Genomic DNA, 13,147 nt, shown 5'->3' with positions numbered 1-13,147 from the left:
TGCAACAAGGTGTTGCAGCCTAGCGGAACCAGAGACATCAGTCGATGTTGCGACGTCGGCCCCTCGCGTACCATATAGCGGGGCAGGGCGTGCGCCGCGGCGGCTGCGCCCTCGATTTTTGGCGTGCCGCCGGCCGAAAGGGATACCGCGATGAGTGAGCTCAAGGTGAGGACCCGCGTCACCGGCGCAACCGCTGTCCTGCAGCCGGGCAGCCTGCCGGTCGTCACCACGCCGACCGGCGGCACGGTCGATGTCGTCACCGGCGTCAGCGCGCCGGGCTTCAACCCGCTCGACCTGGTCTATGCCTCGCTCGCCGCTTGCATGGTGATCAGCGCCCGCATCGCTGCCATGCGTCTCGGCGTGGCTGCGCAGCTCGGCGAGGTGCGCGCCGAGGTCGGCGGCGAGAAGGCGGCGGACGAGCCGTCCCGCGTCGTCCGCTTCAACATCAGGCTCGATATTTCAGGCGATCTCGACACGGCGACCAAGCAGCGCATCGTCGAGGACGCAGAGGCGATATGCACCGTCTCCAACACGCTGCGCGCAACGCCAGAATTGCACACGACGCTTCGGTGAGGCGACCGTTCCCATGGCCATGATCCCGCCCATCGACTATTCGACGGCGTCGCAAGAAATCCGAGCCGAGCACGACAGGGAGCTCAGCCTGCGCGGCCGCATGACCAACATGAAGCGCATCCTGCTCCATTCGCCGGCCGCCCATCGCATCTATGCCGAATGGTTCACGCTGCGCGATCTGCTCAAGCCCGCGCTCGACGACCGCGCCATCTGGTTGTTGTCGCACGCGATCTCCGAGACCTGCCGCGCCGAGATCCCCGTCACCTTCTTCCGCCGCGCGCTGATCGATTCCGGCTTCGATCCGGAGGCGATCGAGCCGACCGCCGACGAGGCGTTGCTGATAAAGTTCGGCAAGGCGGTCGCAGCCGATGCCAATGCTGTTCCGGAGGAAGTCTGGGCCGCGCTCAAGGCGCGCTACGACGACACGCTCTTGGTCAACCTCGTCGCCTTCGCCGGCATCATGGTGGCGACCTGCCTGTTCACCAATGCGGTACGGGTGGATCTCGATCCGGAGCTGGAGGGGTATCGCAAGCGGTGAAAGCGCGATCTCCCACAGGAGAGAAGGGAGAGCCCACCTCCGCAGGAATCGGGTGGCCGCCACCTTTCACCCGCCCCACCTTGATCCCATCAAAGGAGGCACCAGTGACCATCCATTCGATAAGCTCGCATCGTAAAATCCGCTCTGCCGAAGCGCGCGTCGCAGCCCAGGACTGGCGCACTCTGACCGGTGAACTGAACGCCCATGGCTGTGCCGTCATGCCCGCGCTTCTCGCCGCCGACGAATGCGCCGAAATCGCCGCGCTCTATCCGCATGAAGAGCATTTCCGCAGCCATGTGGTGATGGCGCGCCACGGTTTCGGCATGGGCGAGTACCGCTATTTCCGATATCCGCTCCCCGATCTGATCGAAGGCCTGCGCACCGCGCTCTATCCGCGGCTGGCCACCGTCGCCAACGACTGGCACGAGAAGATGGGGGTGGCGCTGCGCTATCCCGGCGACCACGCCGCCTTCCTGAAGCGCTGCCATGACGAGGGCCAAACGAAGCCGACGCCGCTCCTGCTGCAATACGGCCCTGGCGACTTCAACTGCCTGCACCAGGACCTCTACGGCGCGCTCGCCTTTCCGTTGCAGGTTGCGGTCCTGTTGTCCGAGCCAGGCGAGGATTTTAAAGGCGGCGAATTCGTGCTCACCGAACAGCGCCCGCGCATGCAGAGCCGCGCCGAGGTGGTACCACTGAGGCGAGGCGACGCGGTGATCTTCGCCGTCCACAATCGGCCGGTGCAAGGCAAGAAGGGGCACTATCGCGTGAACCTGCGCCACGGCGTCAGCCGCTTGCGCTCGGGGCAACGGCATACGGTCGGGATCATCTTCCACGACGCGAAATAAAGACGGGGCGCCGAAGCTGCTGATCTCCCCCCACGAGGGGGGAGATCGGCTGTCGCCGCCGCCCTTCGCCAATCTCCAATGTCTCATCTGCGGCGCTTCTGCCTCTTCCCTCGCCGCCTTCATTCGGGTAAGCGCTCGGGCAAATCCCGCCACATCAGCGCATTTATCCGGACCGTCCTATGATCCGTCTCGAAAACATCGGCAAGCAGAACGGCCGTCAGATCGTCTTCATCGAAGCCTCGGCCGCCTTGCAGAAGGGCGAGAAGGTTGGCCTCGTCGGCCCGAACGGCGCCGGCAAGACGACGCTCTTCCGCATGATCACCGGGCAGGAACTGCCGGACGAAGGCCAGGTCCAGGTCGATCGCGGCGTCACTATCGGCTATTTCAGCCAGGATGTCGGCGACATGGAAGGCATGAGCGCCGTTGCCGAGGTGATGGAGGGCGCCGGGCCGGTGAGCGCGGTCGCCGCCGAGATGCGCGAACTCGAGCATGCCATGGGCGACCCCGACCGCGCCGACGAAATGGACGCCATCATCGAGCGCTACGGCGAGTTGCAGCACCGCTTCGAGGAGCTCGACGGCTATGCGCTGGACGGCCGCGCCCGTGAGGTCCTGGACGGCCTCGGCTTCAGCCAGGAGATGATGGACGGCGACGTCGCGAAACTCTCCGGCGGCTGGAAGATGCGCGTCGCGCTCGCCCGCATCCTGCTGATGCGGCCCGACGTGATGCTGCTCGACGAGCCGAGCAACCATCTCGACCTCGAAAGCCTGATCTGGCTGGAGCAATTCCTGAAGAATTATGACGGCGCGCTGCTGATGACCTCGCACGACCGCGAGTTCATGAACCGCATCGTCACCAAGATCGTCGAGATCGACGCCGGCTCGCTCACCTCCTACTCCGGCAATTACGAGTTCTACCAGGAGCAGCGGGCGCTGGCCGACAAGCAGTTGCAGGCGCAGTTCGAGCGCCAGCAGGCGATGCTGGCCAAGGAGATCGCCTTCATCGAGCGCTTCAAGGCGCGCGCTTCGCACGCCGCTCAGGTGCAGAGCCGGGTGAAGAAGCTCGACAAGATCGATCGCGTCGAGCCGCCGAAGCGGCGCCAGACGGTGACCTTCGACTTCCAGCCGGCGCCGCGCTGCGGCGAGGACGTGGCGACGCTGAAGGGCATCCACAAGAGCTATGGCAGCCGCAGCATCTATGCCGGCCTCGACTTCCAGGTGCGCCGGCGCGAGCGCTGGTGCGTGATGGGCATCAACGGCGCTGGCAAGTCGACGCTTCTGAAGCTGGTTGCCGGTGCTTCCGAGCCTGACCAGGGCACGGTGGCGCGCGGTCCGAGCGTCAAGATGGGCTATTTCGCCCAGCACGCCATGGAGCTGCTCGAGGGCGAGCGCACCTTGTTCCAGACGCTGGAAGACAATTTCCCGCAGGCCGGCCAGGCGCCGCTGCGCGCGCTCGCCGGATGTTTCGGCTTCTCCGGCGACGAGATCGATAAGAAGTGTCGCGTGCTCTCCGGCGGCGAGAAGGCGCGGCTGGTGATGGCGCTGATGCTGTTCGACCCGCCCAACCTGCTGGTGCTCGACGAGCCGACCAACCATTTGGACATGGCGACCAAGGAGATGCTGATCAACGCGCTTTCGCAATATGAAGGCACGATGCTGTTCGTCTCGCACGACCGCCATTTCCTCGCGGCGCTGTCCAACCGCGTGCTGGAGTTGACGCCCGACGGCATCCACACCTACGGCGGCGGCTATACCGAATATGTCGAACGCACCGGGCAGGAAGCGCCGGGGCTGAGGAGCTAGGGAGACGGCGGCCATGACCCGCTACAGTCATCCGGCACGCGATTGCCGGAAGAAGAATTCCGTGTACCCTCCACAATGCTTCAGGGGAGGCTTCGGGATGAGAATTGCAATGTCGGTCGCGTTGGCCGCGACAGTGGCCGGATGCGCGACCTCGCCGGTCGATTATGAAGCGTCGCTTTCGCAGCAGGATCAGAAATGGGCGTCGCCGGAATGCCAGCAAGCCCGCGCGGACGCTTCGGATTACGACGCTCGCGAAAAGAACCACCCGGGCTGGGGGTTCGTCGTGCTCGGCCCGTACGGGTTGGGGATCATAGCAGCCGTCAAGGAGCACGAGCAGAAGCAGCGAAAGGCGTTCGCCCGCGAGGTGCACTTGCAATGCTCGAGCCTTCCACTGCCGAGGGCGTTGCAGGGCGAGTCAAGCCCACAGGCCCCGACGAAATATCCATAGCCGGGATCGGCCTGCTTGGAGACTGGCTGAGGTGCCCGTAAAGGGCTCAGATGGCGCGTAGCCGTCGTGGACGAGGGGCGCTAGCCGACCGCCAGCCATTTGCGCGACTGGGCGAAGGCCTTGAAGGTCTTGGCGTCCATCGGGCGGCCGAAGGCGTAGCCCTGCAGGATGTCGCAGCCCAATTCCTTCAGGATGCGCGCATGTTCCATCGTTTCGACGCCTTCGGCCACCACTTCGATGCCGAGCGACTTGCCGATCTCGATGATCGACGACACCAGCCGCCGTTGCGCCTTTGACCCGGTGATCGGCGTGATCAGCTGGCGGTCGATCTTCAGCCGGCGCGGCTGCAGCTTGAGCAGGCTGACGATCGAGGCATAGCCGGTGCCGAAATCGTCGATCTCGATGTCGATGCCGAGTTCCTTGATCTGCTCGATGTTCCAGGAAACGAAGTCGTCGTTCTCGTCGAGGAAGATCGACTCCACCAGCTCGAACGACACCGTGCCTTGCTTGATGGCGAGCTTGCGCAAACCCTTGATCAGGTCCCTGTCCTCGAGGCGCCTGGCCGAAACGTTGACCGAAACGCGCGGGATGTTGAGATGCGACCAGCGCTCGAAATTCTCCAGTGCCTGCTTGAGCGTGGTGCGGTCGATCAGCGCCACCACGTTCAGCTCCTCGGCCACCTTGAGATAGGCGGCGGGCGCCAGGATGCCGCGGCGCGGATGCTTCCAGCGCGACAACGCCTCGACGCCGACGATCTCCAGCGTCCTGGCGTCGAACTGCGGCTGGTAATAGGCGACGAACTCGTTCCGCTCCAGCCCGCCGAGGATTTCGTCGGCGATCTGCTTGGTCCGGACGATCTCGCTCTGCAGCTCCTCGTTGAAGAACTCGTAGCGATTGCGGCCATGGCTTTTCGCCCTGTAAAGCGCAAGATCGGCATTGACGAGCAACTGCCTGGCGTCGACGCCGTCATTGGCGGCGATGCCGATGCTGACGCCGAACCGGCAGTGGTGGCCCTGGTAGGTGACCGGTTGGCGCATCTCCTCGATGATGCGGCTGGCCAGTTCGGCAAGCTTGTCGTCGCCATCCCCATGGGCGACCACCACAAACTCGTCACCGCCGATGCGGGCCACGAAATCGGCGGTTCCGGCGTTGGCCTTGATGACTTTCGAGGCGTGCATCAGCATGGCATCGCCAGCCGCGTGGCCGAGCGTGTCGTTGATCTGCTTGAAGCGGTCGAGGTCGAGATGCAGCAGCGCCGTGCGCCGGCCGCTCTCACCGCTTTCGACCAGCATCTCGTCGAGATAGCGGCGGTTGGGCAGGCCGGTCAGCGAGTCGTGAAGCGCGACATGCTCGATGCGCGCCTTGGCGATCTCCAGCTCGGCGTTCTTCGATTCCGACAGCTGCCGCTCGCGCTCCAGATTTTCGTTGAGCAGCACGTCGCTTGTCACGTCCCATTCGGCGCCGATCATCTTCGGCGTGCCGCCGGTGTCCTGGAAGAACGTGGCGCGCGTGCGGACGTGGCGGACGTCGCCGTCATGATGGATGAGGCGGTATTGCGAGGAGTAGAGGCCCCTGGTCGCCGCAGCCAGGTCGAAATCCCGTCGAGCGCGCTCGATGTCGTCGGGGTGGATCGTTCCCGCCCAGTCATCATAGCCGCGCGGCTCGCTGCCGGCGGCCTTGCCGTAGATCTCGTTGACGCGTTCGTCCCACACCAGTTCGTTGGTGGCGAGGTCGTGCTCCCAGACGCCGATGCCTGAGGCCTCCAGCGCCAGCTCCAGCCGCCCGGACAGGCGCCGCAACTCGGCATAGTTCTTCTGCCTTTCGCCGAACAGCCGCCCGGCCACCAGGATCGGCAGCACCACCAGCACGCCGGCGAGCGCCATGAGGGCCAGCAGGGTCCGCTCATTCTTCGGCGCCGCTGGCCAGCCGCCCTTGGGAATGGCCGAAATCCGCCACGAGCCTGACGGCACCTCCACTTCGGCTGTCACCGGATTGCCGGCGACGACATTGTCGCCGCCGAAGAAACGTTCGCCGCTGCCACCCAGCGCGTCCTTGCCGGTCAGCGCCACATCGATGTCTATGGCGGGGTCGGTAAGGCCGCTTGCCGCGTAGAGCCGGTCGACATCGACAACCGCCGAAATGATGCCCCAGAAGCGGTCGCCACCGCCCGCCGTCGGCACGAAGACCGGGATGCGGCCGATGAAGCCGCGCCCGCCTTGCGCCAGATCGACTGGACCGGCGAACACCAGCTCGCGCCGATCGCGCGCCCGCAGCGCTGCCGTGCGTTGCGCCTCGTTCTTGCGGTAATCGAGCCCGATCGCCTTCTCGTTGCCCTTCATCGGGTACATCAGCGAGATGATGAGGTCGGGCGCGCCGGCGATGTTGCGCAACTGCGACTTCTGCTCGAACAGATTGCCGGCAAGCGAGGCAAATCTCTGCTGGCCCAAATAGGGCTCGGTGACGATGGCCGATACCAGGCCCTGGGTGAGCTGAAGATTGCCGTTGATGTTGCCCTCGAGCTTGGCCCGGATGATGTTGACCTTGGCCAGGACATCGGCGCGCGCCAGCTGATCGGAGACCTTCCTGTTCTGCTGGTCGGCAACGACGGCGCAGACCAAAAGCACGACGAAGGCTATCGCCGCCGGCAAGTTGGCGAGGGAAAAAACGGCCTGCCTGACGCGGCCTATGCTGAAACCCGTTCCGGCCAAATCGACCCGAATACCTTTCCTGGACAATGGCCCATCGGTCGAACTTAGTAGAAAGTGCTTAAATTTAGACTTCCATGCGGGCCAGAAGTTTCAGTATTGGTCCCATTGCTGCAGGCACAGCAACCGGAGGAGCTGAAGGGGAAGCGGGGCGCCGAAGCCGCGCCGCGCCTACTTTCCCGCCATGTGATCGGCGAGCTCCTGCGCGTGGGCAAGCAGGGCAGGGAAGGCCGGGTCGCCGGGCAGATGCTCGCCCATGCAGGCGCGGTAGTCGCCGTCGCCTTTTTCCCAGGCGGCGTTGGCGGCATCGTAGGCCTTTTCGTCCTTGAGCTCCGAAGCCTGGTAGGCCTCCTGGAATTTCTGGGCGGCGGCGTCGGCCGCGGTCCACAAGGCATCGCAGGCCGCGATCTTCGGGACGGGCGGTGCCGCTGGCGCCTCGGCGATCAGCACGCGATCGCCCTTGACCAGCGTGACGATCACCTGCTGGTCGTAGATCGGCCCGACATCCTGGGTCCAGCCGCCAAGCCGCGCGAACGCCATGTCGGCGCCTTCCGGTTTCTTCAGCGGAAAGTCGAGCGTGCTGACGAAGGCGGCGTCGGCGCCGATGGCCTGGGTGTAGAAGGCGTCGAGCTTCAGCGCCGCGTCGATGCCGGCCGGCAGCCTGAGGTTCTCATCGGTCTCGTCGGCCCTGGACTTGAGCCACCGCTCGGCAAGCCCGCGCGTCGTCGCGACAAGGCTCGGGCCGTCGTCGCTGGCAGTGTATCTCAGCCCGTCGAGCATGCCGAAACCGATATCGGAGTCGCTGAGGCTCTGCAGATTGATCGTGCCGGCTGCCGGAAAATCCTTTACCGCCAGCGGGCCGAGCAGGGCCGAAAGACGCGTCTGGAGATCGGCCATCGCCTTCGTATTCTGGGCATCGAGCGTTTCCACGGCAGCGTTCGCGCTTTCCTGTGCTGCGATGTCGGCAATCGCCTTGTCGCGCGCGGCGATATAGTCGTCCTCCGGCGAGGCAGCGAGTGCCGCGCTGCCCGCAAGCATGAAGAGAAGTGTCCAGATCAACCGCATGACATAGCCCCCAAGTTAGCGATCAAAAGCCCTTGCGAGCCTTCGCCCGACTTGGCGGCTTTTGCGTGGCGGAAATCAGCGGGTCGCCAAATCTTTATCCGGCCTTCCGCTTCTCCACTTCCGCCTTCCTGAGCAGGAACCGCTGGATCTTGCCGCTCGGCGTCTTCGGCAGTTCGGTCACGAACTCGACCTCGCGCGGATAGGCATGCGCCGAGAGCCGTTTCTTCACATGCTGGGCAAGCTCCTCGGCCAGCGCCTCGCTGCCTTTGAAGGCCGACGCCAGCACGACGAAGGCCTTGACGATCTCGGTGCGCTGCGGATCGGGCACGCCGACCACCGCCGCCTCGTTGACCGCCGGGTGCTCGATCAGCGCGCTCTCGACGTCGAACGGCCCGATGCGGTAGCCGGCCGAGGTGATGACGTCGTCAGCGCGGCCGATGAAGGAGACCGACCCGTCCGGCTCGTATTCCACCGTGTCGCCGGTGCGGTAATAGCCGCCGGCGATCGTCGGCGTCTCCGCCTGGTGGTAGCCTTCGAACCAGCGCAGCGGCGATTTGGCGATGTCGACGGCGAGGATGCCCGGCTGGTTCGGGCCAAGCTCGTTACCCGCCTCGTCCAGAACCACCATGCGATAGCCCGGCATGGCAAAACCTGCCGAGCCAGCGCGCACGCTGTGCGCCAGCCCATGATGGTTGTTGACCATCATGCCGTTCTCGGTCTGGCCGTAGTGGTCGTGGATCGGCGCGGCGAGGTTGGCATCGAACCAGCGGATCACTTCCGGGTTGAGCGGCTCGCCGGCGCTGCTCACCACGCGGAGCTTACCCTTGACGCGAGCGGCAGCCGCGGCGCCTTCCGCCATCAGCAGGCGATAGGCGGTGGGCGAGCCGGCAAGGCTGGTAACGCCCAGCCGCTCGATGATGTCGTAGGTGCTTTTGGCGTTGAAGGCGCCTTCGTAGAAGGTGGTGGCGATGCCGAGCTGCAAGGGGCCGGTGATGGCGTAGTAGAGCCCGTAGGCCCAGCCGGGATCGGCGATGTTCCAGAACACATCCCCGGGCCGCAGCCCGATCGCGTCGCGCATATAGGCGCCGAAGGCGAGCAGGGCGCCGAGCGGCACCGGCACGCCTTTTGGATGGCCGGTCGTACCGGAGGTCGACATCATCATGAACAGGTCCGAGCCTTTGCGCATCACTGGTTGGCAATCGAGGGAGGCGGCGGCAACGGCAGCGCGGAGATCGATGTCGCCGGCGGGCAGGGCCTCGCCCGCGCCAAGGATGGTGGCGATACGCGGATGGTTCTCCACCTCGTCGAGTTTGCCGCGATTGGCCGGATTGGTGACCACCAGCTTTGCCTTGCTGTAGCTCAGGCGATGCTCGATCGCTTTCGGCCCGAAGGCGGTGAACAGCGGCTGGTAGACCGCGCCGATGCGCCAGGCGCCGAGGATCAGCGCCACCAGCTCGGGAATGCGCGGCAGCATGCCAGCGACGACGTCGCCGGGGCCGACGCCAAGCGCCTTCAGCATATTGCCGTCGCGCCCCGACATGTCGGCGAGATCGTCGAAGGTAAACTCGCGCAACTCCCCGCCCGCCGAGATGGCGCGCAGCGCCAGCCGGTTTTCGCCGGTGTAGCGGCCGCAGCACTCGACATAGGCATTGATGCCAGTCGCCGGATCGCCATGCAGCCGGGCGACTTCATCCTCGATGCGGAAGCGCTCGACGGCGTCCTCGTAGCGCGGCAGGCTGGGCGCCGCTGGCGTCTTGGTCATCGCAATCCTCCCTCAACGGCTTGCCATCTTTCCATGGCAGGTCGCTCGGTGCAGCTTGCCCGAAATCCGCGCCGGGGTCGATTGCGGCGAAAGTCGATCGCGGCTTGGCCGCGCCAGCGCCGGCCTGTAGCATGGCCCGGTGAATGCAGGGAGGGAGGGGCGCGATGCGGCTTGATCGGAATCTCTGTCATTTGAGGATATGGGCCGCCATCGCCGTGATCGCGCTTTTGCCCTGTGCAGCGTCGGCCGACCCCATCACGCCCGAGCGCATCGCCGCTTCCTTGCCAAAGCTCGAAGCGCTGGCCGAGGCCGCCGTGACGGACGGTGCCGTCCCCGGTCTGGCCATCGCCGTCGTGCATGGCGACGAGGTGATCTTCCTCAAGGGGTTCGGTCATCGCGAGGCCGGCAAACCCGAATCCGTCGACGCCGACACAGTGTTCCAGATCGCATCGCTGTCCAAGCCGGTCTCCGCCACCATCGTCGCGGCATTGGTCAGCGATGGAGCCGTGTCCTGGAACTCCAAGATCGCCGATCTCGATCCGGCTTTCCGCCTTGCCGAGCCCTATCCGACCAGCGAGCTCACCATCCGCGACCTGTTTTCACACCGCAGCGGCCTACCGGGCACCGCCGGCGACGATCTCGAGGACATCGGCTACGACCGCGCCGAGATCCTGCACCGCCTGCGCTGCGTGCCGCCGTCGTCGAGCTTTCGCGCCGGCTATTCCTACAGCAACTTCGGGCTGACCGAGGGGGCCGTCGCGGCCGCAATGCCGACAGGCAAGTCCTGGGAGGAGGTCGCCGAGGAAAAACTCTACCGTCCCCTCGGCATGGCCTCGACCAGCTCGCGTCATGCGGATTTCGTCAAGCACGCGAACCGCGCCGCACTCCACGTCAGGGTCGATGGCGCCTGGGCCGCGAAGATCAGGCGCGATCCGGATGCGCAGGCGCCCGCCGGCGGCGTCAGCTCCACCGCGCGCGATCTCGCGCAATGGGTGCGCCTGCTGCTGGGCGACGGGGTCTATGCCGGCAAGACGCTGATTGCCGCCGATGCGCTGGACCAGACGCATGTGCCGCTGATGACGCGCGGCAAGAACCCGGCGTCCGGCGGCGAGTCCTTCTACGGCCTCGGCTGGAACGTCGAATTCGGCCGGCACGGTTTGAGCTGGGGCCATGCCGGCGCCTTCAGCGTCGGGGCGCGTACCCTGGTGACGATCTTCCCGAAGGAGAAACTTGGCATCGTCATCCTCGCCAACGCTTTTCCGACCGGCGTCCCCGAAGGGCTGTCCGACAGCTTCGCCGATCTCGTCTTCGACGGTGCTGTCGACAGGGACTGGGTCAAGGCATGGGGCACGATCTATTCCGGCATGTTCGGTCCGGTTGTCGAGGCGGCCAAGGCCACCTTTGCCGCGGCACCGTCGCCCTCGAGGCCGGCCCGACCGGCCAGCGCCTATGCCGGCCGCTACGCCAACGACTTCATCGGCGAAGCGGACGTGTCGAGCGCGGGAGACAGCCTTGTCCTCAAGGTCGGGCCAGCCGGCGCCCGGTCCTATTCCCTGACGCATTTCGACGGCGACCTGTTCCTGACCTACCCCGATGCCGAGATGCCGGACAGGCCGACGGGCGTCAGCTTTGCCGTCGGCCCCGATGGCAAGGCATTGGCGATCACCATCGGGTTTCTCGACGACAATCATCTCGGCACGCTGCGGCGGGTGGGCGACTAGATTGGCCGAAATAGGTCGTCGGCCTGCCTGTTCACGCCGGGTCGCGAAGCAATCGCGGACTGTTGGTTCACCGTGTTGATGCACGTCGCGGCGATAGCAGGCACCTTTGCGCTTGCCTTGAAGGCATTCTATTTTGCAGGGTGGTAGCGGCTCGTGGGCATAAAATGTCGGTACTGCCTTTCCTGAGAATTTACGCGCCGCTCAACGCGGTGCTGGCTGCGCCTGGGCTTCTGGCGGTGGCTGCGCTCACGATACCCGACATGTCCGGACGCAGCAGACTGGCCCTGGCTGCCGTCCTCGCTGTCATTTGGGGCGCCTATCTTCTGCAACTGGCTGGGACGCTGCTCAAGCGCCGGGCGGGAGACGTGCGGAACAGGACGCCTGAAATCGCCATCGATGTGCTCGCGGTCTTGGTTCCACTCGCCGCATTTCTGCTCGTCCGTACGCCCGACCGCAGCCTCTACTGTGCTGTTTGGCTGCTGAAACCGCTGCGCGACTCCACTTTCTTCCCGGTGCTGGGCAGGGTGCTGGCCAACGAAGCGCGCAATCTGATCGGCGTCACCACGCTCTTCGGCGTCGTTCTGTTCGGCGTCGCGCTCGCGGCCTATGTCATCGAGCGCGACATCCAACCGGAAAAGTTCGGCAGCATCCCCCAGGCAATGTGGTGGGCGGTGGTTACGCTGTCCACCACCGGCTACGGCGACGAGATTCCGCAAAGCTTCGCCGGCCGCGTCCTTGCCGGGTTGGTCATGATGAGTGGCATCGGTATCTTCGCGCTCTGGGCCGGCATTCTTGCCACCGGCTTCTATCAGGAAGTCCGTCGCGAGGATTTCGTCCGCAATTGGCGATTGGTCGCCGCCGTCCCGTTGTTTCAGAAGCTCGGCCCGGCCGTGCTGATCGAGATCGTGCGCGCGTTAAGACCGCGCACGGTGCCCGCGGGCGCCGTGATCTGCCGCATTGGCGAGCCTGGTGATCAGATGTTCTTCGTCGCGGAGGGGCGCGTCAGCGTCGCGACGCCGAGCCCGGTGGAGCTTGGCCCTGGCGCCTTCTTCGGTGAGATGGCGCTGATCAGCGGCGAACCGCGTATGGCAACCGTCAGCGCCGCAACGGCGGTCTCGCTCCTGTCGCTGCACTCGGCGGATTTCCAGATGCTGTGCAGCAGCAGCCCGGAGATCGCGGAGATCATCCGCAAGACCGCGCTCGAGCGGCGCGGCGCGGCACCGATGGCTTGACCGCAGCAGGTGTTCATCGATCCTGAGTCCTCACGAAGAGGATGCGACGGGAAGGTTGCCAATTGCCTGCCGATGCCGATCCTTGCTGCGACACGCAGTATTGGCTTCAACGTGGGAGTAGCAAGGAGGAGACCTTGATGCGAGGCGCGAAAAAACAGCGCAGATACGGCTGATTGGTTATGACGTATGTATTCTCGCAGATGTGGTATTGGCCGTCCGGGGATTCCTGGACACGCTCGCGCGGTATGGTGAAGCCATGCGGCAGGTAGGTGTACCCGCCGTCGGTCCTTGACTGAACCGAGGACTGAGGTATGGCGCGGCAATCATGACCACCGCAGCACTTGAATTTCGTCAGCGGGTCAATCTTGTCTTCGTACCAGTCATGCGCGTTGGCGCCCGTCGTGGCGGCGATACATATTGCCGAGAAGATGAGCCGTCGCATGGCGTTCCTCA

The 13,147-nt window shown here is 65.1% G+C and carries 11 protein-coding genes; 7 read left to right on the top strand and 4 right to left on the bottom strand.

Annotated features, from left to right (window positions below):
* Positions 1-150: 150 nt before the first annotated feature.
* The 5 genes from EN846_RS10695 (at position 151) to EN846_RS10675 (ending at position 4,209) form a co-directional block, all read left to right on the top strand.
* On the top strand, positions 151-573 hold the full coding sequence (locus tag EN846_RS10695; protein WP_128274693.1) for an OsmC family protein: 423 nt from the start codon (positions 151-153) through the stop codon (positions 571-573).
* A 13-nt stretch (positions 574-586) separates the two neighbouring features.
* Entirely contained in the window at positions 587-1,111 is a 525-nt protein-coding gene (locus tag EN846_RS10690; RefSeq protein ID WP_127310615.1) for a hypothetical protein, read from the top strand.
* A gap of 104 nt (positions 1,112-1,215) precedes the next feature.
* Complete coding sequence (locus EN846_RS10685; protein ID WP_127393463.1) at positions 1,216-1,959, top strand: 2OG-Fe(II) oxygenase; 744 nt, start codon at positions 1,216-1,218, stop codon at positions 1,957-1,959.
* 179 nt (positions 1,960-2,138) lie between these two features.
* Positions 2,139-3,761 carry a ribosomal protection-like ABC-F family protein gene (gene abc-f, locus EN846_RS10680; protein ID WP_127393464.1) on the top strand — a complete coding sequence of 541 codons (1,623 nt, stop codon included), beginning with the start codon at positions 2,139-2,141 and terminating at the stop codon, positions 3,759-3,761.
* A gap of 97 nt (positions 3,762-3,858) precedes the next feature.
* Positions 3,859-4,209, top strand: coding sequence for a hypothetical protein (locus EN846_RS10675; RefSeq protein ID WP_127393466.1), 351 nt, complete (start codon positions 3,859-3,861; stop codon positions 4,207-4,209).
* Between the two features lie 80 nt (positions 4,210-4,289).
* Here the strand turns inward: EN846_RS10675 and EN846_RS10670 are convergent, their stop codons facing one another.
* The 3 genes from EN846_RS10670 to EN846_RS10660 all read right to left on the bottom strand — a co-directional run bounded on the left by EN846_RS10670 (position 4,290) and on the right by EN846_RS10660 (position 9,741).
* Positions 4,290-6,896 carry an EAL domain-containing protein gene (locus EN846_RS10670; protein WP_189523681.1) on the bottom strand — a complete coding sequence of 869 codons (2,607 nt, stop codon included), beginning with the start codon at positions 6,894-6,896 and terminating at the stop codon, positions 4,290-4,292.
* Positions 6,897-7,085: 189 nt separating this feature from the next.
* Positions 7,086-7,979 carry a hypothetical protein gene (locus EN846_RS10665; protein ID WP_127393987.1) on the bottom strand — a complete coding sequence of 298 codons (894 nt, stop codon included), beginning with the start codon at positions 7,977-7,979 and terminating at the stop codon, positions 7,086-7,088.
* Positions 7,980-8,073: 94 nt separating this feature from the next.
* A complete protein-coding gene (locus EN846_RS10660) occupies positions 8,074-9,741 on the bottom strand; it encodes an acyl-CoA synthetase (RefSeq protein WP_128346957.1) in 1,668 nt (555 codons plus the stop codon).
* A 164-nt stretch (positions 9,742-9,905) separates the two neighbouring features.
* Here EN846_RS10660 and EN846_RS10655 point away from each other — a divergent pair, with 164 nt between their 5' ends.
* Together EN846_RS10655 and EN846_RS10650 are read left to right on the top strand one after the other, a co-directional pair.
* Positions 9,906-11,462 (top strand): serine hydrolase, encoded by a 1,557-nt coding sequence (locus EN846_RS10655; protein ID WP_135858020.1) that lies wholly within the window; start codon positions 9,906-9,908, stop codon positions 11,460-11,462.
* A gap of 164 nt (positions 11,463-11,626) precedes the next feature.
* Positions 11,627-12,694 carry a cyclic nucleotide-gated potassium channel gene (locus tag EN846_RS10650; RefSeq protein ID WP_127394115.1) on the top strand — a complete coding sequence of 356 codons (1,068 nt, stop codon included), beginning with the start codon at positions 11,627-11,629 and terminating at the stop codon, positions 12,692-12,694.
* A 106-nt stretch (positions 12,695-12,800) separates the two neighbouring features.
* On the opposite strand, the gene EN846_RS10645 is transcribed toward EN846_RS10650, so the two are convergent.
* Entirely contained in the window at positions 12,801-13,136 is a 336-nt protein-coding gene (locus EN846_RS10645) for a hypothetical protein (RefSeq protein ID WP_128346778.1), read from the bottom strand.
* Between the last annotated feature and the right edge of the window lie 11 nt (positions 13,137-13,147).

This window comes from Mesorhizobium sp. M4B.F.Ca.ET.203.01.1.1 (assembly GCF_004791025.1).
Lineage (GTDB): Bacteria > Pseudomonadota > Alphaproteobacteria > Rhizobiales > Rhizobiaceae > Mesorhizobium > Mesorhizobium abyssinicae.
The sequence above is the reverse complement of the archived record's forward strand: the minus strand, read 5'-3'. Positions and strand labels throughout refer to the sequence as shown.

What these genes read in the sequence shown, in the direction of transcription:
- abc-f (WP_127393464.1), top strand. Translation starts at nt 2,139, where the DNA reads ATGATCCGTCTCGAAAACATCGGCAAGCAGAACGGCCGTCAGATCGTC.
- EN846_RS10660 (WP_128346957.1), bottom strand. Translation starts at nt 9,741, where the DNA reads ATGACCAAGACGCCAGCGGCGCCCAGCCTGCCGCGCTACGAGGACGCC.
- EN846_RS10690 (WP_127310615.1), top strand. Translation starts at nt 587, where the DNA reads ATGGCCATGATCCCGCCCATCGACTATTCGACGGCGTCGCAAGAAATC.
- EN846_RS10645 (WP_128346778.1), bottom strand. Translation starts at nt 13,136, where the DNA reads ATGCGACGGCTCATCTTCTCGGCAATATGTATCGCCGCCACGACGGGC.
- EN846_RS10650 (WP_127394115.1), top strand. Translation starts at nt 11,627, where the DNA reads ATGTCGGTACTGCCTTTCCTGAGAATTTACGCGCCGCTCAACGCGGTG.
- EN846_RS10655 (WP_135858020.1), top strand. Translation starts at nt 9,906, where the DNA reads ATGCGGCTTGATCGGAATCTCTGTCATTTGAGGATATGGGCCGCCATC.
- EN846_RS10695 (WP_128274693.1), top strand. Translation starts at nt 151, where the DNA reads ATGAGTGAGCTCAAGGTGAGGACCCGCGTCACCGGCGCAACCGCTGTC.
- EN846_RS10665 (WP_127393987.1), bottom strand. Translation starts at nt 7,979, where the DNA reads ATGCGGTTGATCTGGACACTTCTCTTCATGCTTGCGGGCAGCGCGGCA.
- EN846_RS10675 (WP_127393466.1), top strand. Translation starts at nt 3,859, where the DNA reads ATGAGAATTGCAATGTCGGTCGCGTTGGCCGCGACAGTGGCCGGATGC.